Genomic DNA, 25,386 nt, shown 5'->3' with positions numbered 1-25,386 from the left:
AAGTTTCTACCCGAAAAGGGTTTCACGGGTGCCGACCCCTGATTAAGGTGAGCGGCGTGCAGCCCTTCCTCGCCAACGCCCTCATCGAACGACCAGCCGATCTCACCGCCGACTGGCTGACCGCCGCCCTTGGCGCGGGACGCGTCGACGACTTCACCGTCGACCGCATCGGTACCGGACAGATGAGTGAGTGCTACCGGGTGGGGCTGACCTACGCCGACGGCGAGGTCGGGCCGGCCTCGGTGGTGCTCAAGGTCGCCGCCGCCGACCCCAGCAGCAGGCAGACCGGCCTGGCGATGGGCCTCTACGAACGCGAGGTCCGGTTCTACACCGACGTGGCACCCGGGCTCGGCGGACCCGTGTCCGAGTGTCACCACGCCGCCTACGATCCGCTGACGGGTGCGTTCGATCTGCTGCTGAGCGACGCCGCGCCGGCCGTGGTCGGCGACGAGATCGGCGGCGCGACGGTGGAGCAGGCGACGATGGCGCTGATGCAGCTGGGCCATGTACACGGTCCGCTGCTGGGCGACGCCGCCCTCGCCGACGCGCAGTGGCTCAACCGGGAGTCGCCACTGAACCAGGGTCTGATGGGCGCCCTGTATGCCGGCTTCGTGGAGCGGTACCGCGACGAGGTCAGCCCCGAACATCGCGAGGTGTGCGAGCGCCTGGTCGCAGCCTTCGACGACTACCTCGCCGCCGAAGCCGCGTCCGGCCGGCCGCAGGGCCTGGTGCACGGCGACTTCCGCCTGGACAACATGCTCTTTGGCCAGGAGGGCGCCGACCGTCCGCTCACCGTCGTCGACTGGCAGACCGTCACCTGGGGACCGGCGATGACCGACGTCGCCTACTTCCTGGGATGTGCGTTGCCGGCTGAACGGCGCCGTGAGCACGTCGATGCACTGTTGCGCATCTACTACGACGCACTCGGGCCGGACCCCGCGGTGACCCTCGACGACATGCGCGACGGCGTGCGGCGCCAGAGCTTCTTCGGCGTGATGATGTCGATCGTGTCGCCCATGCTGGTCGAGCGCACCGAACGCGGCGACCGAATGTTCATGACGATGATCGCCCGGCACTGCCAACACGTCCTGGACACCGACGCACTGGCCGTGCTGCCCCCGCCGTCGCAACCAGAACCGTTGCGTCCCTTGCCCGAAGACGAAGGCCGCCACGAACAGTCGGATGAACCGCTGTGGAGCGAGAGCTGGTACTTCGACTTCGTCGACCCCGACCAGGAGGTCGGCGGATGGTTGCGCCTCGGGCTGATTCCGAACCAGGGCCACGCCTGGATCAACGCGCTGCTGTGCGGTCCGAACATGCCCACCATCGCCGTGCTCGACTTCGAGGCGCCGCTGCCGGCCGACCACACCCGGGTACACGCCGACGGCGTCGAGCTGGAACTCGACGTCACCGCGCCGTTGCAGTCCCATCGGGTGACGCTCCGGGGCAGGGGAGAGGCCCACGACGATCCGGCCGACCTCCTCGCCGGGCGCGCGGGAAGGCCAGTCGATCTCGAGATGGACTTGGTGTGGACCACCGACGGCACCCCGTATCAGTACCGCCTGTCGACCCGCTACGAGATCCCGTGCACGGTGTCGGGAACGGTTCGGGTCGAGGGTAATTCGTACGAGTTCGCCGAGGTGCCCGGTCAGCGGGACCACTCGTGGGCGGCTCGGGACTGGTGGAGCATGGAGTGGGTCTGGAGTGCGTTGCACCTCGACGACGGCACCCACGTCCACGGTCTGGATCTCCGCATCCCCGGCGCGCCGCCGTTGGCCGCCGGTTACGTCCAGCGCGACGGGCAGATCGTCGAGCTGCAGACGGTCGTCGCGCGAGAGACGTTCGGCGACGACGACTTACCCGTCGGCACCACCCTGCAGATCACACCGGGTGACCTCACCGCGACGATCGACGTGCGCGGCCACGCGCCGGTGCTGCTGGTCTCACCGGACGGCCGGGTGAGCAAGTTCCCCCGAGCCTGGGCCACCGTGACGACGAACGACGGCCGCCGCGGGGTCGGCTGGCTGGAATGGAACCGCAACCAGAAGTGACGGTCCTCAAGTCGGTGGTGCTGTTCGTGATGGCGGCGCTGCTGGAGATCGGTGGCGCCTGGCTGATCTGGCAGGGCGTCCGGGAGCATCGGGGCTGGTTGTGGGCCGGCGCCGGGGTGCTGGCGCTCGGGGCCTACGGCTTCGTCGCGGCGTTCCAGCCCGACGCCAACTTCGGTCGCGTGCTGGCGGCCTACGGCGGCATCTTCATCGTGGGTTCCCTGCTGTGGGGCATGGTCGCCGACGGGTTCCGGCCCGACCGCTGGGACGTCACGGGCGCTGTGGTCTGCCTACTCGGGGTCGGTCTGATCATGTACGGCCCGCGCTAGGTCAGATGCGCGCCGTCGTCGTCGAGGTCGTGGCGCCCGAGACCCATCGGCGTGGCGGCGGGGATGTCGCCGCCGGCAACCACCGCCCTGGTCAACGGGGTCAACGTATGGAAGAGGCGTTCCAGTTCGCCGTCGTCGAGGGCGTCGAACGCCGACAGCGACAACCGGTCGGTCGTCTCCTCCAGGTGATGCTTGAACTCCCGGCCCGAATCCGTCAGCGCGCCTTGGCCGTCGACGTAACCCCGGTCCTGCAGCCGCTCCACGCAGGTCTGCCACTCCTGGTCGTCGTACTCGCGGCTTCGCACGATGAATTCACGCGGCACCCGGTCGGCGAGCGCGTGCAACACGTTGCAGTCGCGACCGCCGACGCCGTTGGCGACGAGCACCGCGACGTGCGAATCCCCGCGCTGTTCGCGCAGCAGGGTGCTCGCGTGCCACAGCCTGGCGACCGGCTCCTCGGGCCACGGCAACTCGTGGTTGGCGGCGAAGAGGGGGCGTCCGTCTAGTGGCGCGGTGGCCGCTGCGGTGGCGAGGAGGTCCGCGGCGTCTCGCACCTCGGGTCCGTCGACGACCCCGCAGCGGTTGAGGGCGGCGACCGCGGAGGCCTCCCGTGCCCGTAGTGCGTCGGCCGGGCTGGCGAAGTCCCATGCGGCGGGTAGAGCCCGCGCCACGTGCGAGGGCGCGAAGTTGTAGAACACGGCGGTGACGACGTCTGCGCCGACGGCACCGAACGGGGCGGCCCGAGCGGCGAAGTAGCACATCCAGAATCCGCGGAAACCGGTCTGGCCGAGCGCTTCGCGGGACTCGGGTGCGAAGTAGGTCAGGGCGTGCACGGGTTCGAAGCGGTCGAACAGCCTGCGGGCGGTGGTCGGTGTTCTGCTCACTTGCGCAGTCAACCACCGAGGCGCCGGACGGATGCAAGGATGCATGACATGCGGTGCTCGGTGGCGGCGGCGAGTCTCGCGCTGATGGGCGCGATCACCGGTGGTTGCGCCGGTGTGACGGGGTCCGACGTCACCCCGGTCGTCGCCAAGGACGCCCTGCAGAAGGACGTCGCCGACAAGCTCGGCGCGGCAGGCGAACCCCCGCAGACCGTGGTGTGCGAGTCGGATCTGGTCGGTGAAGTGGGCCGCACGACGCGCTGCGACGTCGCCGTGGGTTCGGCGAACGGTTTTCAACCGGTGGTCACCGTCACCGGAACCGACGACGGCGCAATCCAGTACGACCTGACCCCGGCGTTGTCGCGGGAGCAGGTGGAAGCGGCGGTGGCACGGCTGGTGGCCGAGAAGTCCCCGGAGCGCATCGATTCGGTGGCCTGTGACGACGGGTTGAGCGGTGAGGTGGGTGCATCCGTCGGGTGTGACGTGGTCACCGGGGGCGTGTCGTCGCGCCGATCGGTGGAGGTCACCGAGGTGTCGGGGCTGACGATGAACTTCACCTTGCGGACGAACTGACGTCCGTCACCGCCTCGTCGATGATCTCCCGCATGGCGCGTTCCGCGGCGGCCTCGTCACGAAGGCGGATGGCCCTGGCCACTTCGTCGTGCAGGGCGATGGCCACCGGGTTGGGGTTCTCGGGCATCATGCCGTGGTGGGTGCGTCCGGTGAGCACTTCGGCGACGACGCCGTTGAGCGCCCGAAACATCTCGTTGCCGCTGGCTTCGAGCAGTGTCTGATGAAACACCTTGTCGGCCAACAGATATGACTCCAGATCGCCGGATCGCCCGTGCATCACCATGTCCGACACTGCGGCGGCCATGATGCGGCACTGGTGGGGGTCGGCTCGCCGGGCGGCGAGCGCGGCCGCGGTCGGCTCGAAGCCGCGGCGCAGTTCGGATAGCGAGACCAATTGCGCTGTGCGATCGCCGGATTCGAGTCGCCAGCGGATGACTCGAGGGTCGAAGACGTTCCATCGCTCGACGGGCTGGATCGTGATGCCGACGCGGCGCCGCGACGCGACCAGACCCATCGACTCGAGGACTCGGATGGCCTCCCGCGCCACACTGCGGGACACGCCGTACTGCACGCCGACGCCCTCCAGGTTGATCACGCCTCCGGCAGGCAGCGTTCCGGACACGATCTCGGCGCCGATTCCCGCGAGCACGTTGTCGTGCAGAGCGCTGACGTTTGAGGGTCCGGACACGCCATACATCTTGTCATAAAGTTTGCTGAGTGGTTTAAAGACAGATTTTTGGGTCATTTGCTTGCAATGATCTGATCATTACGGCAAGCTGTGTGATGCCTGGCACAGCCGGGTACCACGGATCGGGAGGTCACAGCGGCATGGCGCCAATCGTCGTAATGGGTGTGTCCGGGTCGGGGAAGTCGACCGTCGGCGCGGCCCTCGCGCAACGTCTGCGCGTTCCCTTCGCCGACGCGGATGACTTTCATCCCGCCGCGAACATCGCCAAGATGACCGCGGGTCACGCCCTCGACGACGACGACAGACACCCCTGGCTCGAATCGATCGGGGAGTGGCTGGCCGCCCACGCCGACGGCGGCGTGATGAGCTGCTCGGCCCTCAAACGGGTCTACCGGGACCAGTTGCGCCACCACTGCGCCGACGTCAACTTCCTGCATCTGGCCGGAACTCCCGAGGTCATCGGCCGCCGGCAGGCCAGCCGGCCCGGTCACTTCATGCCCGCGTCGCTGCTCGCCTCGCAGTTCGCCACGCTCGAGCCGCTGGCACCCGACGAACACGGAGTCGACGTCGACGTCGACCAGGACATCGACTCCATCATCAACCAGTACGTAGCGCTGACCCAACGGGAGTCGAGATGATGAACGGAATTACTCTGCTCGCCGACGACGCGCCGAAGCTCACCGAGCCGGTCGCCTCCGGCGTTCACCTCCTGCTCGCGTTCCTGGTGGGCATCGCGGTCATCGTCGTGCTCATCACGATCGTCAAACTGCACCCCTTCCTGTCGCTGATGTTCGGCGCGCTGACGGTCGGCATGGTGGCGGGGGAGAACCTCACGACGGTGCTGGCGTCGTTCACCAAGGGCTTCGGCGAGACCGCCGCCGGGGTCGGCATTCTCATCGCGCTCGGCGCGATGTTCGCCAAACTGCTCGCCGACTCCGGTGGCGCCGACGAGATCGTCGACACCATCGTCGGGCACGCCTCGCCCCGGATGCTGCCGTGGGCAATGGCGTTGGTCGGCGCGATCATCGGCCTTCCGATGTTCTTCGAGATCGGCCTGGTGCTGTTGATCCCGGTGATCTATCTGGTCTCGCGGCGCTCGCAGCTGTCGTTGGTCACCGTCGGAATCCCGGCTCTGGCAGGCCTTTCGGCGATGCACGGATTCGTGCCGCCGCACCCCGGCCCGCTGACCGCCGTCGGCCTCCTCGACGCCGACCTCGGCGTCACGCTGGCCCTCGGCGTCGCCGTGGCGATCCCGACCATCATCCTGGCCGGCCCACTGTTCGGGAAACTGGCCGGGAAGTGGGTCGTCGTCGACGCGCCCGACACCTTCGACGCGGACCGCTTCGCCGACGGCGAGACCCCGCGGCGGCCGTCCTTCGCCGTGACGCTGTTCTCGGTGCTGCTGCCCGTCGTGCTGATGCTCGGCAAGGCGCTGGTCGACATCTTCATCGACGACAAGGCGAACCTGGTCCGGATGGTGTTCGACACCCTTGGCACGCCGCTCATCGCGCTGCTCATCGCGGTCATCGTCGGCATGTTCACCCTCGGCCGGGGCGCCGGGATGAGCCGCAACGAGATCACCGGGTGCATCGAGTCCGGCTTGCCGCCGGTGGCGGGCATCATCCTGATCGTCGCCGCCGGTGGCGGGTTCAAGCAGGTGCTGGTCGACACGGGCATCGGCACCCTGCTGGCTCGCTGGGCCGAGGGCGCCAACATCTCGGTACTGGTCCTGGCCTGGCTGATCGCGGTGCTGATCAGGCTCGCCACGGGCTCGGCGACGGTCGCGACCATCACGGCGTCGTCGCTCATCGTGCCCCTCGTCGCGGACTTGCCGACCGGCGAGGTGTCGCTGGTGGTGCTGGCCGTCGGCGCCGGTTCGCTGTTCTTCTCCCATGTCAACGACGCCGGGTTCTGGCTGGTCAACCAGTACTTCCGTCTGACCGTGGGCCAGACCATCAAGACGTGGTCGATCATGGAGACGGTGCTCTCGGTCAGCGGTCTCGGCGTCGTGCTCCTGCTCGACCTGGTGATCTAGGGCCGCACGACGAAGGGGCGGGCGCCACCCACCGTGGGTGACGCCCGCCCCTTCGTGCGTGCGGTGCGTGCCTAGCGAACGCGCTTCTCGAGTTCCTTCTGGGCGCGCTTGAGATCCTTGCGGGTCTGCTTGGCCTGCTTGCGCGTCAGCGTGGTGAATTCGGCGCTGCGGTCCTGCGCCAACGCGGCGAGTTCGGCGCCGCGGTCGCGGGCCGCGCCCGCCAGATCCGGTGCCTTGTCGCGCGCGACGTCGACGAGCTTCGCGCCGCGCTTCTGCGCCACGTCGGCGAGTTCGGTGCTGCGGTCCTGGGTCAGCTCGGCCAACTCGAGACCGCGCTTGCGCGCCTTCTTGGCGATCTTGGGCGCACGATCGCGGGCCACGTCGGCCAACTCGGTGCCACGCTCGAGCGCCACGTCGGCCAACTCCGAGCCGCGCTCGTAGGCGACCTGCGCCAGTTCGCGGCCACGTTCGGCACCGACGTGCAGACCCGACTGCAGGCCCTCGCCCCACTTGTCGACCAGCTCGCCGTCGATCAGTGCGTTGGGGACGTCGTGTCCGGTCGGCAGGACACTGGTGACGCGCTCGCCGACCTTGCGGGCGGCCCGGCGACCGCGCCACCCCAGCGACGGCCGGCCCTCCAGGTCGACGGCCGCGATGATGAGGCCGCCAATGAGGCCGACGTCGGCGAAGAGCGCCCGACGCTCGGCCGCCTTGCGAACCGGGTCGGTCTCGTTCCAGAAGGCGTGGCTTCCGAGGCTGCCGGGCACGACGCTGACGGCGAGTGCGGCCGACGAGAGGCGGGGCAGCTTGCCCGAGGCCAGCAGCAGGCCGGCGCCGATCTGCACACCGGCGGTCACCTTGGCGACGGTCTCGGCGTTGGTCGGCACGTTGGGGCCGACGGGATCCGGAAGCTTGCTGAGACCCTCGAGGGTGGGCCGGGCGGCGTCGGCGGCTGGTTTGGGGCTCTTGAGTGCTTCGGCACCACGGGTGATGAAGGTGGTGGCCAGCATGGGACGCGCTATTCGTCGAATCAACATGCGCGGTCTGTTCCCCAGGTGGACGCGTTGCAAACCCCACCGGCCATGACCGGTCTTCGGTGCGGATCTCCGCATTAAGGTGGACGTTCCAAGAACCGAAGGAGGTCGGCGTGGCCCTCGTCGCGGGTATCGACTCGTCCACCCAATCGTGCAAGGTCGTGATCTGCGACGCCGACACCGGCGAGACGGTCCGCTCCGGATCGGCGCCACACCCCGGGGGCACCGAGGTCGACCCCGCCGCGTGGTGGGCGGCACTGGGTGACGCCGCCGCAGCCGCGGGCGGACTGGACGACGTCACCGCGGTCTCGGTCGGGGCCCAGCAGCACGGCATGGTCTGCCTGAACGGCGCGGGCAACATCGTGCGCAAGGCGTTGCTGTGGAACGACACCCGATCCAGCCAGGCCGCCAAGGCGCTCGTCGAGGAGCTCGGCGGACCGGCGGCATGGGCCGACCGCATCGGCGTGGTGCCGGTGGCGTCGATCACCGCGACGAAGCTGCGCTGGCTCGTCGACGCCGAACCCAAGAACGCCGACGCGACTGCGACGGTGTGCCTGCCGCACGACTGGCTGACGTGGCGGCTGTCGGGGTCCACCGACGTCGCCGACATCCGCACCGACCGCAGCGACGCCAGCGGCACCGGGTACTTCTCCGCCGAGGACGGCACCTACCAACCGGATCTGCTCGAGCTTGCGATGCGCGGCCGCAGACCGTCGGTGCCGACGGTCGTGGGACCGTCGGAGGCCGCGGGCCGGACCACCACGGGTGCGGTCCTGGGGCCAGGGGCCGGCGACAACGCCGCGGCGGCCCTGGGCCTGGGGGTCGGGCCGGGTGACTGCGTGGTGTCCCTGGGCACCTCCGGGGTGGTGAGCGCGGTGGGCGACGCCGCGCCGCATGACGCCGAGGGCTTGGTGGCCGGTTTCGCCGACGCCACGGGCCGACAGCTTCCCCTGGTGTGCACCCTCAACGGCGCGCCGGTGCTTGCGGCGGTGGCCAAGATGCTCGACGTCGAATTCGACGAGTTCGACCGGCTTGCGTTGTCCGCGCCCGCCGGTGCGGAGGGGTTGACGCTGGTGCCGTACTTCGACGGCGAGCGCTCGCCGAACCTGCCGGACGCCGCTGGCGCGCTACACGGCGTGACGACGCGAAACATGCTGCCCGCCAACGTCGCCCGCGCCGCCGTCGAGGGCCTGCTGGCGTCGATTCAGTATTGCGTGGAGAAGATCTCGAACCAGGGCGTCGACGCGGGCCGGGTCATCCTGGTGGGTGGCGGGGCCAGGTCGGAGGCGGTGCGCCGGATCGCCCCGGCAATCCTGGGCGTCCCGGTTCACGTTCCGTCGCCGGCGGAGTACGTCGCGCTCGGCGCAGCCCGACAGGCCGCGTGGGTGGTGTCCGGCGACGACGAACCGCCCGCGTGGACCCTCGGCGAGACGTCGTCGTTCACCGCAGAGTCGACGCCCGAGGTGCTCGAACGCTACCGGGCCGCCCAGTCCCTCACGTTGGGCCAGCGCTGACCCGAACCAGGAGACGTCACGCCTCGTCGACGGACGTGTGCGGCGCCGAGGTCGACGACAGCTGGGCGACGACGAACGCGGCCGCCTGATCGGCGGTGCCATTGCTCTTGTAGGCGCTGTGGGCAGACCGGTTCAGGCCGCCGGGCGAGCAGACCGGGTCACCCCGGTTGCACATCTGGACGGTCTTGTTCACGTACGCCTCACCGATGGTGATGGGTGGGGCGGAGTGGTCGACCAGGTTCAGGAACCACGTGTCCGGCGTGCCGAACAGGGCCACGGCGGCGACGTGCGGGGCGATCGAGGCCGGCATCGGTCCGCTGATCGCCGGGGGCAGCGTGAAACCGGCCGGGACCGCACTCTCGGTGGTGTAGGCCGCGACGGCCGCGCCCTGGGAGTAGCCACCCAGGACGATCTTGGTGGCGGGGCATGTGGTGGCGATCGACTGGATCTGACGGCTGGCGTCACCGACTCCGTTGGCGGCGGCCTGGAAGTCCAGCGAGGCGGGATAGTCGACGGCGGATACGCCCACGGGCTGTCCGAGCCGGGCGTTGAGGGCGTCGACGAAGGCCTGACCGGTGTCACCGATGCCCGGCGCCTCGAAGGTGCCACGCGCGAACACGACCTCGACGGCTGCGCAGGACGGGTTCGTGTCCGCCTGCGCCAACCCGGCGGCTTGCGGCCCGAGGACGGCAGCGGCGGAGGCGAAGGTGGCGGCGAGGATGCGGAGCGTGTCGTTCGTCATGGTCGAGCCTTTCGGGCGGTCCTGAATGAGTGCATTCAGACTCCCGTGGCGACGGCGTGGCCACATCGGCGCTGACCACCACAGACCGAAGACCGGTAGCGGCCAGGCCGACTACCGGCTAGCAGGGGGGTCGGCCGCGGCGGGCCGGGGCCAGTCGCGTTGAGGCGGCGCGGAGTCCGGCGTCCGGAGTTGGCCACGCTCACCCGGAACGGGACGCAGGCGGTCCAACAGCAGCCGCAGCGGCGCCCAACTCTCACGGCCGCGGCGGGTCGCCGCGTACGCCGTCATCACGATGGTCGGCTCGACGAGGCGAAGGACCGAGACACCCTCGCGGGTCGGGCGATTCAGCGGCAACAGACCGACGCCGTACCCGTCGAGGATGAGGTCCTCGACGAGGTCGAGACTGTCGATCTGGTGGGCGATTCGGGGAGTGAACCCGGTCAACGCGGCCAGCGTGCGGACCGCGGCTTCGTCGGCAGTGTTGCGGGAGTTGACGATCCACGTCTGCTCGGCGTGGTCACGCAGGTCTGCGGTCCCACCGCGGGCGGCGTCGGTTCGCACACCGAGGCCCCAGGGCGTCGACCACAGCGCCACCGCGTCCAACGCGGGATTGAGGGACGCCGGAGCCAGGTTGTAGTCGTAGACCAAGGCCAGGTCGAGGTCGTCGTCGACGAGCAGGCGAAAGGCCTCGACGGGTTCGTATTCACCGACGATGGCATCCACCCGCGGATGGCTGGTGGCGAGTTCGGCGAGGACCGGCAGGAGCGACACCCGAATGCCGGTGGCGAATCCGCCGACGCGCACGGTACCCGTCGGCTCGGCGTCCGGGTCGAGGTCGACGCGTGCGGCCTCGACGGCGGCGAGGATGGTCACGGCATGGTCGGACAGTCGGCGGCCGGCCGGCGTCAGGCGTACGTGGCGGCCAGCCGGCTCGACGAGATCGGTCCCCGCGTCCTTGGCGAGCGCCGCGATCTGTTGCGACACGGTCGAGGTGGTGAGGTGATGGGCCTGCGCGACCGCGCGCATCGAGCCGAGCCGGGAGAGGGCGAGCAGCAGTTGTAGTCGGCGGGTGTCCACTCAGGCATTGTCCGCCCCGTGCGACGATTCGAGAATGACTGCGCGTGCGGCCCACTTCGTCCAAACGTCGCCCGACACCTTCCTTCCCACGACGAATGCGCGAAGTCGTTGGGGCCCAGACCATCTCAATGGTCCGGCCCTGGTAGGCCTGGCGGCACGCACCGTCGAGGAGTGCTTCGGCCTCGACGAGTTCATGCCGGCCCGCCTCACGGTGGACCTGTTCAAGGCGGCTCGCGGCGTACCGACCACCGTCAGGTCGCGGCTGGTGCGCGACGGCCGGCGGGTGCGCAACTCGGAATGCGAGTTGCTCCAGGGCGATGCCGTGGTGGCGAAGGCGACCTTGGTGCAGTACCGCCGCTCAGCGGCGCCACGCGGCGAGGAGTGGTCGGCGACGATGGAACTCCCGACCCCGACGGACGTCGACGAGGCCAGTCGCCTGCGGGTCGGCAGCGACGCCGCCGGGTGGAGTCCCACCATCGCCGATCACCGAAATACCTCACGAAAGAGGTTCCTCAACCGCGCGATCGACGTGGTCGAGGGAACGGAGAACACACCGTTCGTCAACGCCGCCTACTCCGCGGAGGGCACCAGCCTGGTCACCAACCTCGGCACGGCGGGCATCGGCTACATCAACGGGGATCTGACCGTGGCGCTAGCCCGGCTACCCGTCGACGAGTGGATCTATCTGCAGGCCGATTCGCACTGGACGGCGGAGGGCATCAGCGTCGGCGCGGCGACGCTCTACGACCGGGACGGGGCATTCGGCACCGGTCTGATCACGGCCGTGAGCAACCCCGCCGCGCAGATCGACTTCTCCGACGACACCACCGTCGCCGAGAGCTTGTGAGACGAACGTTCGCGATTGCCGAACGATGTGTCCCGCTTTATCACGTGGACGCGAACAGTGGCCGTGCCATTGAATGCAGCCATGGGTATGAACCAGGCTCGCACCGGCGTGCTGATGGCGTCGGGCTCGATGCTCTGCGTTCAGGCTGGCTTGGCCTTGTCGCTGGGGTTGATCGACCAGATTGGCGTCGAGGGTGCGGCGTGGTTGCGGCTGACGTGGGCCGGAATCTTGCTGATGGCCGTCGTCCGGCCGAGGCCGTCGGCCTTCACCAGGACGACCGCGCTGACGTGCGTCGTCCTCGGGGTGGTGACCGCAGCGGTCACGCTGCTGTTCATGGCCGCCATCGGCCGTATTCCCCTGGGGACGGCCAGTGCGCTGGAGTTCCTCGGACCGCTCGGCGTGGCGGTGGCCAAGGGCAGGGGGCGAAGCCGGGTGGTGTGGCCGGGGTTGGCGGCCGCAGGCGTCGTACTCCTCACCCAGCCGTGGGCTGACGCCGTCGACCTGGTCGGGGTGGCGTACGCGCTTGGCGCGGGAGCATGTTGGGGGACCTACATTCTGCTGACCCAGCGTGTCGGCGACGGCGTGGAGGGCGTCAACGGGCTCGCGTTGTCGATGGCCGTCGCCGCCGTGTTCTCCACCGTCGTCGTCGGCCCCACGGTCATCCCGCGTGTCACCTCCGACATCCTGCTGTGGGGCATCGGTTTGGCCATCCTGCTGCCGGTGATCCCGTTCACGCTGGAGGTCATGGCATTGCGCCGACTGACCACCGCCGCCTTCGGAACGCTCATGAGCATCGAGCCGGCATTCGCGATGCTGATCGGCTTCCTGGTGCTCTCGCAAGCCCCCGACGGCGCCGGCGTGATCGGCATCTGCCTGGTCGTCGTCGCCGGAATCGGAGCTGCCCGCAGCGGATCGCGCACACCCGTCCTCGTCGACGTGACCTGACGCCGTCCCGACACGCGCGGCCCCGGCTACTCTCAGCTGCCCGTACAGCTACGCCGCGCCGAAACCGGCGCGCCGACGAGCAACGCCGTAATCCGTCGCGCGCCGTCGGTGGCCGCTGGTCGACGCCCGTCGACCATGAACCGTCGAGCGCCATTGGCTACTGGGTTTGAAGACAAATCTTCTGGGGCGGTAATTGATTTGCTGGATACAACATCTGCGACCTAAGTAGCAGGTGAATACGCTTTTCGACCAAAGGTATTATATTGCCATTGTCGGTTCATCAAGCGACGAAGGCGGATCAATGACGACATTCGAACTCACCAAATCGGGTCAGTATGTCCCGGGCGGAACACTGTCCTGGTGGGACTCGGCTGCGGAATGCGTGGTTACCATCGCCGAACCGGCTGCGGCCCCCGATCTGTTCGCCGAGTATCACCGGGGAGCCGTCACGAGCTACGCGAAGTTCGGCGTCAGCGACGCCATCGACGCCGATACGGAACGGTGCGCCGCCGACACCGCGCTGTTCTGGGTGATGACCGACGTCGACGGTCGCGTCATCGGTGGCGTCCGGACCAGGGGTGTGCTGACCGAGCCCGAGGACTCCCACGCCGTCGTCGAATGGGCGGGTCAGCCGGGGGAGTCCGACGTCCGCATCATGCTGGCGCAACGCATTCCGTCAGGGGTCATCGAGATGAAGGCCGCCTGGATGGACGGGGACGGTGCCCGCAATCGCCACCGGGCCAAGTTGCACGCCCGCAGCGGTTTTCACCTCACGGCCGTGCTCGGGGTGGACTACTACATGGCAACCTCCGCCGCACACACCCTGGAGCGGTGGCGATCCACCGGCGGGGTGGTGGCGCCCATTCCCGCCACGCCCTACCCCGACGCCCGCTACGAGACCAAGATGATGTGGTGGGACCGCAGGACATTCACCGTGCATGGCGAGCCCGCGCAGGTGGCCTCTGTCGTCGTCGAGGTGGCACGCATCCATCGCCGCCGGCGCCCGATGGCCGAGCCCGGACTCTCGCCCCGCTCGCGCAGCGTCCTGTCGTCCCACCAGGGCAGGGTCGGCACCGTCGAACGGGTCGCCTAGGGCGCGATCCGCTTGCGGCGGTACAGCGTTCCCACCATCAACAGCACCAGGCTGATCACCAGGATCGCGGTCGCGAGGACGTCGATCTGGGGCGGCACGGCGGCCTTCGTCGCCGCGTTGACGAACAGCGGATAGGTCACCGTCGACCCACTCACGAAGTACGTGACGATGAAGTCGTCGAGCGAGAGCGCGAAGGACAACATGGCCGCGGCGACGATGCCCGGGACGATCAACGGCAGCGTCACCCGGAAGAACGTCCGGGTGGGACTGGCGCCCAAGTCCATCGACGCGTCCTCCAGGGTCCAGTCGAAGCCCCTGACCCGGGCCCGCACCGTCATCGCCACGAAGCTGATCTCGAACGCGACGTGGGCGATCAGGATGGTCGTGAAACCGGTCGCCCAACCGAGGTCCAGGAACAACGTCAACAGCGAGGCACCCATGACTACCTCGGGAGCCGTCAGCGGCAGGACCAGGAATGTGTCGACCGCCCCGCTGCCCCGAAATCGTTGCCGCACCAAGGCGATTGCCAGCAGCGTTCCCAGCACGAGGGCGATCAGGGTGGACAGCGCTGCCACCTCGATGCTCATCTTCAGGGCCTCGGCCAACGCCGGGTACTTGAACGGATCGGCCCAGTTCTCGAGCGTGAAGCCCTGCCATGTGTAGTTGAACTTGCCCGCGGGCTTGTTGAACGAGAACAGCACGATCACGAAGATCGGGACGAAGATGTAGAACAGCACCAACCCCGCAACCACCCGCAGGGCGACGTCACCCAGCTTGCCGGGGCCACGAACGGACCGCTTCGACCGCCGCGGTTGGTCGATGAGGTCGACGACCGCCGCGCCTTCTTGGATCGTCATACGAGGTTCTCCGTACCCAGGGCCCGCGTGTAGGAGAGCACGCCCGCCAGGATCATCGCCATCAGCAGGAAGCTGAGCGCCGCGGCACCCGGATAGTCCTTGACCACCAGGAACTGCTTCTGAATCACGTTGCCGATCATGGTGGTTTGCGTGCTGCCCAGATAGTCGGCGTTGATGAAGTCGCCCATCGCAGGAATGAACACCAGCAGGCTGCCGGCGAGCACGCCGGGCACCGACAACGGAAAGATGATCTTGGTGAACGCCCGGGTGCCCGAGGAATACAGATCTCGCGAGGCCTCGAGCAACCGCGGATCGATCTTCTCCAGGCTCACGTAGAGCGGCAGGATCATGAACGTCATCGAGTTGTAGATCAATCCGCCGATGACGGCCCAACTAGTCGACAAGAGCCGTCCGTCGGGGGGCAGCAGTCCAATCGCGTTGAGCGACTGCACCACGATGCCGTCGTCGGCCAGGATCGTCTTCCACGCCAGGGTGCGCACCAGGAACGTCACGAAGAACGGCAGCACCACCAAACCCAGGAGGAGGTTCTTGTACCGACCCGACTTGAACGCGATGACGTAGGCCAGCGGGTAGGAGATCGCCAGCGACACCACCGTCGCGGTGAAGGCGTACAGCAGTGACCGAAGGATCTGGTCCTGATAGGTCGACAGCGCGTGGGCGTAGTTGCCGAAGTTCCACGCAAAGGTCAACTGCGGCAGGTAGATCGAACCGCCCATGCTCGACAGCGACGTCCGGAACAGCGACCAGAACGGCACCACGAAGAAGATCGCGAGGTACGCCAGACCCGGGAGGATCATCAGGTACGGCGCGATCTTGCTGCGCTGGCGGCTGCTGCTGACTACTCCTGCCACGAGCGCGCCCGACGACTAGCCACCGGTCACCGCCGCGTAGGCCGTGTTGAACTGCTGGGTCTGCTCGTCGGTCAGCGCAGCCCAGGTGTGCAGCTTGTCCTGGAAGTCCTGCGGCGGGTTGATGAGCTTGTTGGCGGCCAACTTCGGGTCGACCTTGTTGAGCTCGTCGGTCATGTCCGAGAGCACCGGCACGTACTGCACGAAGGCCACCAACTTCGCGTAGTTGGCCCGGTCGTAGACGTAGTCGATCCACGCCTCGGCCGCATGTTGGTTCTGCGTGGTGTACGGAATCGTCATGGTGTCGATGAACCAGTCGCCACCGGACTCGGGGATGATGAACTCCAGATCCGGGTTGTCGGCCTGCAGCTGGACCACGTCGCCCGAGTAGGCCTGGGCGATGGCGATGTTTCCCGCGGCCAGGTCGTCGGCGTAGTCGTTGCCGGTGAACCGGCGGATCTGACCCTTGTCCTTCTGCTCCTTCACCAGGTCGACGGCCTTCTGCACGGAATCCATGGTGGGGTTGGCGACGTCACCGCCTTGGGAGGTCATGATCATGCCGAGGCCGTCCTGCATGTCGGTGAACAGGCTGACCTTGCCCTTGAACTTCGGGTCCCACAGGTCGTCGATCTTGGTGATCTCGCGCCCCGTGGCCGCCTTGTTGTAGGCCAGACCCACCATGCCGCTCATGTACGGCGCGGTGAACTTGCGGCCGGGATCGGACTTGTCGTTCAACAGATCCGGTCGAAGGTTCTTGCGGTTGGGCACCCGGGTCTCGCTGATCTCGTTGAGCCAGCCCAGTTGCTTGAGGCGCAGCGCCATGAACTGGGTAGGCACCACCAGGTCCGCGCCGATGTCCTGCTTGCGCGACAGCGGCTCCTTGTTCTTGGCGAACCACTGCTCGTTGTCGTTGAAGTCTTCCTTGTAGTCGACGGTCAGTCCGCTGGCCTTCTGGAAGGCGGCGACGAACCCGTCGGCCATGTACAGCGGCCAGTTGGAGATACGCAGGTTGCCGCTCGCGGGCTTGCCGTCATCCGGCGGGGGCGCCGAGGAACTGCTGGAACTCGTGGTGCTGCTGGAACCGCACGCGGCGAGGAAGGACGGACCCAACGCCAGCGCCGCCGCTGCTGCCGCGCCACCGCCGAGGAGTCGGCGTCGCGACGTCCTGGTCGACGCGATCCGGGACAGCTGTCGAGGATCGAACTCGTTCGCCATGAGGTGCCTTTCGGAGGTTGCGGGAGGGCGGTGCTTCTTAGCGTGCGGGGAGGGTGGGAGCGGGCGTGGCGTCAGGGCTCGAGGGGCGCGTCGAACATCTCCTCGAGATCTTCGGTCGTGGGGATGTCGGCGGCCGGAAGGACCAGGGATGCCTCTGGTGACCACGCAACGTGGACTCGGTCGCCGGGCCGCAACAGCGGCAGATTCTGTTCGGAGCCGACGTGGGCGACGATCGGTGATCCGTCGGGCGCGTCCATCGACAGGCGCACCACCGGACCCTGGAACGTCAGGTCGGTCACCGTGGCGGACACGGTCGCCACGTCACCGGTGGGCGGTTCGACGGACACGCGGACCCGCTCGGGACGCACCATCAGGGTGGCGTGCCCACCGGGTTCGATGGCGGTGTCACCCGGCCTGGCCCGCAGCGTCGTGCCGAGGACCGACAGCTCGGCGAGGTCGCCGTCGACCCGGTTCTGAACACCGGGCCACAGGTTCGCCTGGCCGATGAAGCTGGCGACGAACACGGTCGCGGGACGGTCGTAGATCTCGGTGGGCGTGCCGATCTGCTCGACGTTGCCGGCGTTCATGACCGCGATGCGGTCGCTCATCGTGAGCGCTTCCTCCTGGTCGTGCGTCACGTAGACGAACGTGATGCCGACCTCGCGCTGGATGCGCTTGAGCTCGAACTGCATGGCGTGGCGCAGCTTGAGGTCCAGCGCGCCGAGCGGTTCGTCGAGCAGCAGCGCGCTGGGGAAGTTGACCAGAGCACGGGCCAGCGCAACGCGTTGCTGCTGGCCGCCGGAGAGTTGGGCCGGCTTGCGTTTGGCGAAGTCGGTGAGCCGGACGATCTCCAGCAGTTCGTCGACCCGCCGCGTGACTTCCGACTTCTCGATCTTCTTGCTGCGGGGTCCGTAGGCGACGTTGTCCCACACCGTCATGTGCGGGAAGAGGGCGTAGTGCTGGAACACGGTGTTGACGTTGCGCTTGTGTGGCGATACCGACGACACGTCGACGCCTTCGAGCCGAATCGCGCCCTCGGTCGGCGTCTCGAACCCGGCGATCATGCGCAACGTGGTGGTCTTCCCGCAGCCGGACGGGCCGAGCATGGAGAAGAACTCGCCGGACGCGATCGAGAAGTCGGCGTCGGCGACGGCGACGTAGTCGTCGAAACGCTTGGTGACGTGGTCGATCTCGACCACCGGCGTGCCCGGCACGAGAGCGCGGGTGTCGTCTCCGGTGGTGCCGACCGTGGTGCCGCGGGTGCCGCTCAGGACTACCTCCCTGGTTTCTCGGCACGAACGGCGGGGCGCTCCAACTGGAGACGCGATCCGCATTCAACCCGTGCGCCGTGGATAAACACTCGCCGATCTTGGTGACCTTCGCAAGCGATTCCGCAACGAATTTACATCTAGACAATCGGAATCCGCACTGCGAAGTCGGTGGGACGCCGAATCCGCTTGAGGTGGGTGGCCGCCAGGTACCTTCGAGGAGTCGAAAGGAGTCGCATGCGCGCGCTTACCCTCGCCAAGACGGCAGGAGCCGCCGCGGCAACCGCCGTCCTCGGCGGTCTCGCCACCGGACCCGCAGTTCAGTCGAATTGGTACCAAACACTCCGCAAACCGAGCTTTCAGCCTCCTCGGCAGGCCTTCCCGATCGTGTGGCCGCTGCTGTACACCGACATCGCGCTGGTGTCGGCGGCCACCCTCGACGAACTCGACGACCGCGGCGCCCACGACGAGGCCCGGACCTACACGAAGCTGCTCGCGCTGAACCTCGTGCTCAACGGAAGCTGGTCCTGGCTCTTCTTCAACCGCCGCCAACTCGGCTCGTCGGCAGTCCTGGCGGGAGCGCTGGCCGTCAGCAGTGCCGATCTGACCCGGCGTGCGGTCGCGGTGAACGGAACCCCGGCGAAGGCGCTCTGGCCCTACCCACTGTGGTGCACGTTCGCGACGGTGCTCTCGACTCGCATCTGGTGGCTCAACCGCTGACCCGGCTCGGTGGCGTCGTCGCCTCACCTGCACTGCCCGCAATGGCAGGCCCACTCGCCGGGTAACTAGAAGCCCGGTAAGTTCGGTGTGTACAGTCGTTCACCGAATAGCGTGCCACGGTTGCCCAGGGTGACCAATTCGGCCAGCCCATGCGCGGATGACTCCGCCGGAAGGATCAGTCGCATGACGTTCTCGCTCGAACTCTCCGACGACGTGATCGAGGTTCGTGACTGGGTTCACGACTTCGCCGAGAAGGTCGTCAGGCCTGCGGCGGCGGAATGGGACGAGCGGGAGGAGACTCCCTGGCCGATCATCCAGGAAGCCGCGAAGGTCGGCCTGTACTCCGTGGAACTCTTCGCCACCCAAGCCGCAGAACCGAGCGGCCTCGGACTACTCACCGTGTTCGAGGAGATGTTCTGGGGTGATGCGGGCATCGCGCTGTCGATCCTGGGCACCGGTTTGGCAGCGGCGTCGCTGGCTGCGACGGGGACACCAGAGCAGTTGGGGGAGTGGCTGCCCCAGATGTTCGGCACCGTTGACGAGCCCCTGCTCGCGTCCTTCTGCGCCTCGGAGCCCGGGGCTGGCTCGGACGTGTCCGCCATCATCACCCGGGCCCGGTACGACGAGGCCAACGACGAGTGGATCCTTAACGGCACGAAGACCTGGGCCACCAACGGCGGCATCGCCAACGTCCACATCGTCGTCGCATCGGTGTATCCGGAACTGGGATCGAGAGGTCAGGCAACCTTCATCATCCCCCCGGGCAGCACGGGTTTCAGCCAGGGGCAGAAGTTCAAGAAGCACGGCATCCGTGCCTCCCACACCGCTGAGGTCGTACTCGACGACGTCCGCATTCCCGGCCGGTTGATCATCGGTGGCAAGGACAAGTTCGACGAACGAATCGCCCGAGCCCGCGAGGGCAAGAGCTCAGCCGGCCAAGCGGCGATGAAGACCTTCGAGCGCACCCGCCCGACGGTCGGCGCGATGGCCTTGGGTGTGGCCCGAGCGGCCTACGAGTACGCCCTGGACTACTCGCAGGAACGTGAGCAGTTCGGCCGCAAGATCGGCGACTTCCAGGCGATCGCGTTCAAACTCGCCGACATGCGAACCCGGATCGACACTGCGCGACTGCTGGTGTGGCGGGCCGGCTGGATGGCGCGCAACGACAAGCCGTTCGTCAATGCCGAGGGGTCGATGGCCAAGCTCGCCGCCAGTGAGACGGCGGTCTACGTCACCGACGAGGCGATCCAGATCCTCGGCGGCAACGGGTACACGAGGGACTATCCCGTGGAGCGCATGCACCGCGACGCCAAGATCTTCACCATCTTCGAAGGTACGAGCGAGATTCAGCGACTGGTGATGGCCAGGGCGATCACCGGGCTGCCGCTGAAGTAACCCTCCAGCGGCAGCCCGCGCGATCCACTACAGCGGAATCCAGATCGGCCCCAGCCAGAACCCCCACGAGTTCTGACCCTGGTCCCAGATGACGGGCGCGTCCTGCTGCCACGGCGGAGGCGGGGGTGGCGGCGGTGCCCACGGGTGGCGGCGGTGCCGGTTGTTGCCACGGCGGGGGTGGGGGCACCGGGCCCGGTTGCCAGCCCGCGGGCGGCGGAGGTGCACCCGGCCCACCGGGTGGCGGCGGCGGCGGTCCGCCGGGTCCGTTCTGCCATCCGCCGTCACGCCAACCGTGATCACCGTGGTTCCAGTGATCACCTGGTCCACCGGGCCCGCCCGGTCCACCCGGTCCGCAGAACTGACCGGGCGGGCACGGCGGCGGATCGGCATGAGCCAGCTCGGGAAGCAGACCCAACCCAGCGCCTGCCAGGGAAGCAGAGACTGCCGCGCCGGCGGCCAGCCTGGTCCATCGATTCGTCGTCATCGTGGCCTCTCGTCCATCAGATATTTGCTCCCGACCCCACAGGTGTAGCCGACGCGGCTGTGGTCGACGCCTTCGGAGAGGCATCGCCAGGGCACTGTCAGGCGATCGGGACCAAACACCCAACGTCGTTGCGTGGCAACGACGGACGAGAAGGCGCGTGCGTCGTCAGACGATGATCAGCCAGATGGCGGCGAAGTGGCAGGCTGCCGCCACGGCGGTGAAGGCGTGGAAGAACTCGTGGTAGCCAAATGTCCGCGGCCACGGGTTGGGCCATCGAACGCCGTAGAGGACGGCTCCGATGTTGTAGAGGACGGCACCGGCACATAAGAGGGCGACGACGGTTGGCCCCGCGCCGTCGAGCAGGACTCCGGCAAAGAAGACCGCCGTGTAGCCCAGGATGAGGTAGAGCGGCACTCCGACCCACCGGGGCGCCGAGGGCCAGAACATCTTCAACGCGACGCCCGCCGCGGCTCCCGAGTAGACGATGGTGAGCACGAGCTTCGCCGTCTGCGGCGGCATCGCGAGCACCGCGAGGGGGGTGTAACTGCCCGCGATGAAGACGAAGATCATCGAGTGGTCTGCGCGCTTCATCCACGTGCGCGCGGTGGGATTGCTCCACCGCACCCGGTGGTAGACCGCGCTCACGCTGAACATGCCGATGATCGTGATGGCGTAGACGAGGGTCGCCAGGCCCGCGTGGGGTCGACCGGCGATCAACGCCGCGGGCACCAGGGCCGCGCCGGCGACGATCGCGAACGCCGCGCAGACGAGGTGGATGGCGCCGCGCGAACTGGGCGGCGTGTGCAGGATCTCGGTGACGGTGTCGGCGAGAACCTGCGGCAGGTCCTCGTCGCGGTGCGGGGTAGCCGGGGCGTCGTCGTCGGTCGCCGGTGTTGCGGCGGCAGACGATGTGGTCATGGCGCTCATGTGGTTCACCGATCTGTGCTCGTTCAGGACATTCTTTGCTGTCGTGGTGGAGCCGTCGCCCGTCGGCGTGGCCCGTCGCGTTGCGCGCGAGCCTGGCGTAGAGGCTACCGAAGGTCTGGGGTCACGATCACCGGCAGCAGGGCTTGGGGACATCACGATCCGGTGAACAGTTCGAGGCCCGGCCGTGACGTGGAACCCTTCGCGAGGCGAACCCGAAGCGGTGCCGCCGCCGCTTTGCCCACGTCATGATGTCGCGGAGGGACGTACCGGCGAGAGGGGACGGCGATGGGCAGGTTCGAGGGCAAGGGCGTGCTGGTGACCGGTGCGGCGTCGGGGATCGGCGCCGCGACGGTCGAGCGACTGCTGGACGAGGGGGCGCACGTGGTGGGCGTCGACCTGGGTCACGGGCCGACCGGGTTCTCGGGCCGCTTCACCCGTCGGGCCGCCGACGTGCTCGACGCCGCTGCCGTCACCGCCGCGGTCGAGGCCGTGGTGGCCGAGGCGGGGCGCCTCGACGGCGTGGTGCACGCGGCGGGCGTCGCGGGTGGCGGACCCGTGCACACCCTGCCCGACGAGGAGTGGGATCGTGTGCTCGGCGTCAACCTCAAGGGCACGTTCGTGGTGGCGCGCGCCGCGCTCGCCCAGATGGTGGCCCAGCCGCGGGTGGCCGACGAACGGGGCGCCATCGTGACCCTGGCCAGCATCGAGGGCCTCGAAGGCACCGCGGGGGGTAGTGCGTACAACGCATCCAAGGGTGGGGTCGTCCTGCTGACCAAGAACATCGCAATCGACTACGGCCCCAGTGGTATTCGGGCCAACGTCATCTGCCCTGGCTTCATCCGGACGCCGATGTTCGACTCGGTGATGGGGATGCCGGGTTTCGAGGCGCCACGCGAATCGCTACGCCACGAGCACAAGCTGCGGCGCTTCGGGCGCGCCGACGAAATCGCCTCCGTAGCAGCATTTCTGCTGTCTGCCGACGCGAGCTTCGTCAGTGGACAATCCCTGGCGGTCGACGGCGGCTACACGGCCGGTCGCGACCACGGGGTCACCGAGTTGATGGGTCTGGGGGAGCAGTAGCCCTCACTGCAGCTCGATGTCGTTGCCCGGCCCGCGTTCGTCCTCGGCCCGGGGCCCGAAGTACCGGCGGTCGGCCTCCTCGATTCGCACGTCGTTGATGCTGGCCTCGCGCCGGCGCATGAGTCCGTTCTCGTCGAACTCCCACAGCTCGTTGCCGTAACTGCGCCACCATTGCCCCGTCGCGTCGCGGCACTCGTACTGGAAGCGGACGGCGATCCGGTCGTCGTGGAAGTCCCAAAGGCTCTTGCGCAGTGAGTAATCGAGTTCCCGCTCCCACTTGGCGGTCAGGAACTCGACGATGGCTTGGCGCCCGGTGACGAAGGACCCCCGGTTGCGCCACACGCTGTCGGGTGTGTACGCCAGGCTGACCTGGTGGGGGTTGCAGGTGTTCCACGCGTCTTCGGCGGCCTGCACCTTGCGGATCGCCGCCTCGTGGTCGAACGGTGGCAGGGGTGGACGGGATTCCTCCATCATGGTGCGCCTTTCGTCGGTGGTCGGGTCGCCTCCGGTCTGCGCCGCGCCGACGCGGGTCAACCGATGAGCGGGATGCGGTGGGCAGTCATGTCCGTCAGCGCTTCCTGCATCACGGTCTCCACGCGGGTGGCGTAGTCGGCGGCGTCCTCGGCGTCAGCCGGCACCATGGCCGGCAGAACACGGGTGGTCAGCTTGGTGGGCAAGGGCAGATAGGGCAGCATGCCGACGGCCCCGACGCTCAGGCCCCAGGGCAGCGAGAGACTGACGGGCGCCGCCTTCACCCGCAGCAGCTTGTCGAGTCGGATCGCCCGGGCAAGCCGTTCGCCGCTGGAGATGACGAAGAGCGACTCACCGGCGCCGGCGGTGACGATCGGCACGATGGGAACGCCCGAGTCGATCGCCAGGCGGGCAAACCCGTTGCGTCCGTTGAACTTGATGCGATTGCGTTCTTCCCAGGCCTTGGCCGCGTCGATGTCGCCACCTGGAAACACGGCGACGTGCTCGCCGCGGGCGAACGCGTCCTGAGCCGACTGCGCGCTGGCCGGTCGCGCCCCGAGTGGCTCGATGAGGCGACCCACGCCAAGCGTCCAGGCCAATTGGTGGGTCAGGATGGTCACGTCGCGGTCCAACTCGAGTCCTTCGAACGTGGCCGCGACCGCGAACACGTTGAGATCGAAGATGCCCCCGAACCCGTGGTTGGCCACGAACAGGACCGGATCCGTCAGACCCTCCGGCTCGGCGGTGACCTCGAGGCGGTTGTAGCGGCGGACGAATTCGATGGCCAGCCGACGGAAGGCGAAGACGGCGCCGCCGACGAGGTCGGGGGATGACTCTTCGCCGTCGGAGCCCGCTTCGGCGCCCTGTTCGATGGCCGTCAGGAGAGCGTCGGCGAGGTTCTCGACGTCACCCTGCTGCGATGATTCGTCTTCGGGCATGAGACCTTCCGATCGGTGTGGCCGTGCGCAGACGATGATGCCGTACCCGTTGCTCGCACACGGGCGGATCGGAATGCAAGGGCTCCCAGCCGCGCAGCTCAGGCGAGCGCCAGAAAGAGCTTCTCCAATTCCGCCTCGGTCATGGGGTCGGCACCGTCGGCGCCCTGGCCCGCGATGCAGTCGCGCAGACCGGACGCCACGATCTTGAAGCCGGCGCGGTCGAGCGCCTTGGAGACCGCAGCGAGCTGGGTTACCACGTCCTTGCAATCACGACCCTGTTCGATCATCGAGATCACGCCCGCCAGTTGCCCCTGTGCCCGACGCAGACGATTCAGGACGGCCGAGAGATTCTCTTCGTCACGCTTCATGCTCACACCCTTCGCTCTAGCCCGTTCCCCACACGGTACCCGTAGGGGTATGCAGGCCATGCGCACATCGGGCGGGTGAGCGCGGGGACGCGGGCCCGGTTCGGCACGGTCCAGACGGGGCACACCCAACTCGGTGAACCCACCGGCGGGAACGAGCCCGACGGATCGAATCAAGAGGACGTGCACATGACGATGCCCAGTGACGCTGCGGATGCGGTCGAGACCCAGGGGCCAAACGAGGGTCCGCGCGACCATTCCGACGTGGACACCGATCACGCCGCCTACGTCGACGAAGACAACGTGCCCCATCCCGGTGATGCCAACGAGGCTCACTGACCAACGCCGACCACCACTCCACAGCCTTCGCGCCGGGCGGAGGTTCTCTCGAGATCTCACAGTTTGCACACAGCCACACGAAAGCGGCATGCCAGCGACTGTCTCTATCTTGACGTTCTCGAGAGACCGACGACACGTCTGGAACGGAGTCCGATGTTCGCACGCATCGCCATCGCATCAACGCTGGTGGCTGGCGCGCTACCAATTGCCTTGCTCACCGGCGGGACCGCGGCGGCGGATGATTACGCCGGGCAGAGTTACGCCGACGCGTCCAAGGCCGCTGGTGACGCCAAGCAGACAGTCGTGGTGGCGAGTCGCGTCGGCGATGCCGAGGCGCAAGACGACTGCTCGGTCGAGCGCTCTCAGAGTGCTCCGTTCATCCACGGCACCGACTTCAGCCACGAGACCGACACCGTGCAGTTCTACCTCAACTGCAACGCGGGAGTCGCTACGGCGACGACACCGGGCAACTCCGCCGCCAGCCCCGAGGGACGTGCCGCGATCGCCGCTGCAGCGGACAAGGCCGCCAAGGACAAGGCTGCGGCCGCTGCAGCTGGCTAGTGTCCTGAGTCGTTAATTGCGGCCTAGTTGTTAGACTGGGTCATGCCTACTCCGCATGCCGTCGAGATCGTGTTGAGCGCTGATGAGCGCC

General features: G+C 67.9%; 28 protein-coding genes. 14 read left to right on the top strand and 14 right to left on the bottom strand.

The genetic code is table 11. From position 1 onward, the window contains the following. Positions 1-56: 56 nt before the first annotated feature. Positions 57-2,051 (top strand): phosphotransferase, encoded by a 1,995-nt coding sequence (locus ABZ195_RS12185; protein ID WP_355217948.1) that lies wholly within the window; start codon positions 57-59, stop codon positions 2,049-2,051. Further along, positions 2,030-2,377: a YnfA family protein gene (locus ABZ195_RS12180; RefSeq protein ID WP_355217946.1), complete on the top strand. Its 348-nt coding sequence runs from the start codon at positions 2,030-2,032 to the stop codon at positions 2,375-2,377. Before ABZ195_RS12185 ends, ABZ195_RS12180 begins: the two co-directional genes overlap by 22 nt. Here the strand turns inward: ABZ195_RS12180 and ABZ195_RS12175 are convergent. Beyond that, a complete protein-coding gene (locus tag ABZ195_RS12175) occupies positions 2,374-3,261 on the bottom strand; it encodes a hypothetical protein (RefSeq protein WP_355217944.1) in 888 nt (295 codons plus the stop codon). The genes ABZ195_RS12180 and ABZ195_RS12175 overlap by 4 nt on opposite strands. Positions 3,262-3,309: 48 nt before the next feature. On the opposite strand from ABZ195_RS12175, the gene ABZ195_RS12170 reads away from it, so the two are divergent. Then, the gene (locus ABZ195_RS12170) at positions 3,310-3,831 is read left to right on the top strand and encodes a DUF4333 domain-containing protein (protein WP_355217942.1); all 522 of its coding nucleotides are present in this window, start codon (positions 3,310-3,312) and stop codon (positions 3,829-3,831) included. Here the strand turns inward: ABZ195_RS12170 and ABZ195_RS12165 are convergent. Then, positions 3,812-4,519 (bottom strand): FCD domain-containing protein, encoded by a 708-nt coding sequence (locus ABZ195_RS12165; protein WP_355217940.1) that lies wholly within the window; start codon positions 4,517-4,519, stop codon positions 3,812-3,814. The genes ABZ195_RS12170 and ABZ195_RS12165 overlap by 20 nt on opposite strands. Positions 4,520-4,659: 140 nt before the next feature. Here ABZ195_RS12165 and ABZ195_RS12160 point away from each other — a divergent pair, with 140 nt between their 5' ends. After that, positions 4,660-5,157 carry a gluconokinase gene (locus ABZ195_RS12160; protein WP_355217938.1) on the top strand — a complete coding sequence of 166 codons (498 nt, stop codon included), beginning with the start codon at positions 4,660-4,662 and terminating at the stop codon, positions 5,155-5,157. After that, on the top strand, positions 5,154-6,554 hold the full coding sequence (locus ABZ195_RS12155) for a gluconate:H+ symporter (protein ID WP_355217936.1): 1,401 nt from the start codon (positions 5,154-5,156) through the stop codon (positions 6,552-6,554). Before ABZ195_RS12160 ends, ABZ195_RS12155 begins: the two co-directional genes overlap by 4 nt. A 71-nt stretch (positions 6,555-6,625) precedes the next feature. On the opposite strand, the gene ABZ195_RS12150 is transcribed toward ABZ195_RS12155, so the two are convergent. Next, complete coding sequence (locus tag ABZ195_RS12150) at positions 6,626-7,591, bottom strand: DoxX family protein (protein WP_355217935.1); 966 nt, start codon at positions 7,589-7,591, stop codon at positions 6,626-6,628. Positions 7,592-7,701: 110 nt separating this feature from the next. Here ABZ195_RS12150 and ABZ195_RS12145 point away from each other — a divergent pair, with 110 nt between their 5' ends. Then, on the top strand, positions 7,702-9,102 hold the full coding sequence (locus ABZ195_RS12145; protein WP_355217933.1) for an FGGY family carbohydrate kinase: 1,401 nt from the start codon (positions 7,702-7,704) through the stop codon (positions 9,100-9,102). Between the two features lie 16 nt (positions 9,103-9,118). Here ABZ195_RS12145 and ABZ195_RS12140 read toward each other — a convergent pair whose 3' ends face one another. Next, the gene (locus ABZ195_RS12140) at positions 9,119-9,844 is read right to left on the bottom strand and encodes an alpha/beta fold hydrolase (RefSeq protein ID WP_355217931.1); all 726 of its coding nucleotides are present in this window, start codon (positions 9,842-9,844) and stop codon (positions 9,119-9,121) included. A 111-nt stretch (positions 9,845-9,955) separates the two neighbouring features. Beyond that, on the bottom strand, positions 9,956-10,921 hold the full coding sequence (locus tag ABZ195_RS12135; protein ID WP_355217929.1) for a LysR family transcriptional regulator: 966 nt from the start codon (positions 10,919-10,921) through the stop codon (positions 9,956-9,958). 34 nt (positions 10,922-10,955) lie between these two features. Between ABZ195_RS12135 and ABZ195_RS12130 the strand changes: the two genes are divergently transcribed. The 3 genes from ABZ195_RS12130 (at position 10,956) to ABZ195_RS12120 (ending at position 13,806) form a co-directional block, all read left to right on the top strand. Further along, the gene (locus ABZ195_RS12130) at positions 10,956-11,768 is read left to right on the top strand and encodes an acyl-CoA thioesterase domain-containing protein (RefSeq protein ID WP_355217927.1); all 813 of its coding nucleotides are present in this window, start codon (positions 10,956-10,958) and stop codon (positions 11,766-11,768) included. An 81-nt stretch (positions 11,769-11,849) separates the two neighbouring features. Then, a complete protein-coding gene (locus ABZ195_RS12125) occupies positions 11,850-12,713 on the top strand; it encodes an EamA family transporter (RefSeq protein ID WP_355217925.1) in 864 nt (287 codons plus the stop codon). 301 nt (positions 12,714-13,014) lie between these two features. Continuing rightward, positions 13,015-13,806 carry a hypothetical protein gene (locus tag ABZ195_RS12120; RefSeq protein ID WP_355217924.1) on the top strand — a complete coding sequence of 264 codons (792 nt, stop codon included), beginning with the start codon at positions 13,015-13,017 and terminating at the stop codon, positions 13,804-13,806. Here the strand turns inward: ABZ195_RS12120 and ABZ195_RS12115 are convergent. The 4 genes from ABZ195_RS12115 to ABZ195_RS12100 form a co-directional block, all read right to left on the bottom strand. Next, positions 13,803-14,663 carry an ABC transporter permease gene (locus tag ABZ195_RS12115; RefSeq protein ID WP_355217922.1) on the bottom strand — a complete coding sequence of 287 codons (861 nt, stop codon included), beginning with the start codon at positions 14,661-14,663 and terminating at the stop codon, positions 13,803-13,805. The two genes, ABZ195_RS12120 and ABZ195_RS12115, sit on opposite strands and share 4 nt — an antisense overlap. Further along, entirely contained in the window at positions 14,660-15,535 is an 876-nt protein-coding gene (locus tag ABZ195_RS12110; RefSeq protein WP_355217921.1) for an ABC transporter permease, read from the bottom strand. Before ABZ195_RS12110 ends, ABZ195_RS12115 begins: the two co-directional genes overlap by 4 nt. A gap of 15 nt (positions 15,536-15,550) precedes the next feature. Further along, the gene (locus ABZ195_RS12105; RefSeq protein WP_355217919.1) at positions 15,551-16,747 is read right to left on the bottom strand and encodes a spermidine/putrescine ABC transporter substrate-binding protein; all 1,197 of its coding nucleotides are present in this window, start codon (positions 16,745-16,747) and stop codon (positions 15,551-15,553) included. Between the two features lie 71 nt (positions 16,748-16,818). Continuing rightward, positions 16,819-17,946, bottom strand: coding sequence for an ABC transporter ATP-binding protein (locus tag ABZ195_RS12100; protein ID WP_355218508.1), 1,128 nt, complete (start codon positions 17,944-17,946; stop codon positions 16,819-16,821). A gap of 306 nt (positions 17,947-18,252) precedes the next feature. Here ABZ195_RS12100 and ABZ195_RS12095 point away from each other — a divergent pair, with 306 nt between their 5' ends. Continuing rightward, on the top strand, positions 18,253-18,735 hold the full coding sequence (locus ABZ195_RS12095) for a TspO/MBR family protein (RefSeq protein WP_355217917.1): 483 nt from the start codon (positions 18,253-18,255) through the stop codon (positions 18,733-18,735). Between the two features lie 183 nt (positions 18,736-18,918). After that, the gene (locus tag ABZ195_RS12090) at positions 18,919-20,130 is read left to right on the top strand and encodes an acyl-CoA dehydrogenase family protein (RefSeq protein ID WP_355217916.1); all 1,212 of its coding nucleotides are present in this window, start codon (positions 18,919-18,921) and stop codon (positions 20,128-20,130) included. Between the two features lie 27 nt (positions 20,131-20,157). On the opposite strand, the gene ABZ195_RS12085 is transcribed toward ABZ195_RS12090, so the two are convergent. Next, positions 20,158-20,448, bottom strand: coding sequence for a hypothetical protein (locus ABZ195_RS12085; RefSeq protein WP_355217914.1), 291 nt, complete (start codon positions 20,446-20,448; stop codon positions 20,158-20,160). A gap of 331 nt (positions 20,449-20,779) precedes the next feature. Then, a complete protein-coding gene (locus ABZ195_RS12080) occupies positions 20,780-21,532 on the bottom strand; it encodes a hemolysin III family protein (protein WP_355217912.1) in 753 nt (250 codons plus the stop codon). A gap of 294 nt (positions 21,533-21,826) precedes the next feature. Here ABZ195_RS12080 and ABZ195_RS12075 point away from each other — a divergent pair, with 294 nt between their 5' ends. Continuing rightward, positions 21,827-22,621 (top strand): SDR family NAD(P)-dependent oxidoreductase, encoded by a 795-nt coding sequence (locus ABZ195_RS12075; RefSeq protein WP_355217910.1) that lies wholly within the window; start codon positions 21,827-21,829, stop codon positions 22,619-22,621. Between the two features lie 3 nt (positions 22,622-22,624). Here ABZ195_RS12075 and ABZ195_RS12070 read toward each other — a convergent pair whose 3' ends face one another. The 3 genes from ABZ195_RS12070 to ABZ195_RS12060 form a co-directional block, all read right to left on the bottom strand. Further along, a complete protein-coding gene (locus tag ABZ195_RS12070; RefSeq protein ID WP_355218506.1) occupies positions 22,625-23,092 on the bottom strand; it encodes a nuclear transport factor 2 family protein in 468 nt (155 codons plus the stop codon). Between the two features lie 59 nt (positions 23,093-23,151). Next, positions 23,152-24,030: a 1-acyl-sn-glycerol-3-phosphate acyltransferase gene (locus tag ABZ195_RS12065; RefSeq protein ID WP_355217909.1), complete on the bottom strand. Its 879-nt coding sequence runs from the start codon at positions 24,028-24,030 to the stop codon at positions 23,152-23,154. Positions 24,031-24,128: 98 nt separating this feature from the next. Beyond that, positions 24,129-24,398: a metal-sensitive transcriptional regulator gene (locus tag ABZ195_RS12060; RefSeq protein WP_355217907.1), complete on the bottom strand. Its 270-nt coding sequence runs from the start codon at positions 24,396-24,398 to the stop codon at positions 24,129-24,131. Positions 24,399-24,473: 75 nt separating this feature from the next. Between ABZ195_RS12060 and ABZ195_RS12055 the strand changes: the two genes are divergently transcribed. Together ABZ195_RS12055 and ABZ195_RS12050 are read left to right on the top strand one after the other, a co-directional pair. After that, positions 24,474-24,734: a hypothetical protein gene (locus ABZ195_RS12055; protein ID WP_355217906.1), complete on the top strand. Its 261-nt coding sequence runs from the start codon at positions 24,474-24,476 to the stop codon at positions 24,732-24,734. 153 nt (positions 24,735-24,887) lie between these two features. Next, a complete protein-coding gene (locus ABZ195_RS12050; protein WP_355217904.1) occupies positions 24,888-25,295 on the top strand; it encodes a hypothetical protein in 408 nt (135 codons plus the stop codon). The last annotated feature ends 91 nt before the right edge of the window (positions 25,296-25,386 follow it).

Source organism: Mycobacterium sp. NPDC006124, from assembly GCF_040614235.1.
GTDB lineage: Bacteria > Actinomycetota > Actinomycetes > Mycobacteriales > Mycobacteriaceae > Mycobacterium.
The sequence above is the reverse complement of the archived record's forward strand: the minus strand, read 5'-3'. Positions and strand labels throughout refer to the sequence as shown.

What these genes read in the sequence shown, in the direction of transcription:
- ABZ195_RS12080 (WP_355217912.1), bottom strand. Translation starts at nt 21,532, where the DNA reads ATGACCACATCGTCTGCCGCCGCAACACCGGCGACCGACGACGACGCC.
- ABZ195_RS12120 (WP_355217924.1), top strand. Translation starts at nt 13,015, where the DNA reads ATGACGACATTCGAACTCACCAAATCGGGTCAGTATGTCCCGGGCGGA.
- ABZ195_RS12075 (WP_355217910.1), top strand. Translation starts at nt 21,827, where the DNA reads ATGGGCAGGTTCGAGGGCAAGGGCGTGCTGGTGACCGGTGCGGCGTCG.
- ABZ195_RS12115 (WP_355217922.1), bottom strand. Translation starts at nt 14,663, where the DNA reads ATGACGATCCAAGAAGGCGCGGCGGTCGTCGACCTCATCGACCAACCG.
- ABZ195_RS12070 (WP_355218506.1), bottom strand. Translation starts at nt 23,092, where the DNA reads ATGGAGGAATCCCGTCCACCCCTGCCACCGTTCGACCACGAGGCGGCG.
- ABZ195_RS12150 (WP_355217935.1), bottom strand. Translation starts at nt 7,591, where the DNA reads ATGTTGATTCGACGAATAGCGCGTCCCATGCTGGCCACCACCTTCATC.
- ABZ195_RS12125 (WP_355217925.1), top strand. Translation starts at nt 11,850, where the DNA reads ATGGGTATGAACCAGGCTCGCACCGGCGTGCTGATGGCGTCGGGCTCG.
- ABZ195_RS12065 (WP_355217909.1), bottom strand. Translation starts at nt 24,030, where the DNA reads ATGCCCGAAGACGAATCATCGCAGCAGGGTGACGTCGAGAACCTCGCC.
- ABZ195_RS12170 (WP_355217942.1), top strand. Translation starts at nt 3,310, where the DNA reads ATGCGGTGCTCGGTGGCGGCGGCGAGTCTCGCGCTGATGGGCGCGATC.
- ABZ195_RS12050 (WP_355217904.1), top strand. Translation starts at nt 24,888, where the DNA reads ATGTTCGCACGCATCGCCATCGCATCAACGCTGGTGGCTGGCGCGCTA.
- ABZ195_RS12160 (WP_355217938.1), top strand. Translation starts at nt 4,660, where the DNA reads ATGGCGCCAATCGTCGTAATGGGTGTGTCCGGGTCGGGGAAGTCGACC.
- ABZ195_RS12155 (WP_355217936.1), top strand. Translation starts at nt 5,154, where the DNA reads ATGATGAACGGAATTACTCTGCTCGCCGACGACGCGCCGAAGCTCACC.
- ABZ195_RS12180 (WP_355217946.1), top strand. Translation starts at nt 2,030, where the DNA reads ATGGAACCGCAACCAGAAGTGACGGTCCTCAAGTCGGTGGTGCTGTTC.
- ABZ195_RS12090 (WP_355217916.1), top strand. Translation starts at nt 18,919, where the DNA reads ATGACGTTCTCGCTCGAACTCTCCGACGACGTGATCGAGGTTCGTGAC.
- ABZ195_RS12105 (WP_355217919.1), bottom strand. Translation starts at nt 16,747, where the DNA reads ATGGCGAACGAGTTCGATCCTCGACAGCTGTCCCGGATCGCGTCGACC.
- ABZ195_RS12140 (WP_355217931.1), bottom strand. Translation starts at nt 9,844, where the DNA reads ATGACGAACGACACGCTCCGCATCCTCGCCGCCACCTTCGCCTCCGCC.
- ABZ195_RS12095 (WP_355217917.1), top strand. Translation starts at nt 18,253, where the DNA reads ATGCGCGCGCTTACCCTCGCCAAGACGGCAGGAGCCGCCGCGGCAACC.
- ABZ195_RS12130 (WP_355217927.1), top strand. Translation starts at nt 10,956, where the DNA reads ATGACTGCGCGTGCGGCCCACTTCGTCCAAACGTCGCCCGACACCTTC.
- ABZ195_RS12060 (WP_355217907.1), bottom strand. Translation starts at nt 24,398, where the DNA reads ATGAAGCGTGACGAAGAGAATCTCTCGGCCGTCCTGAATCGTCTGCGT.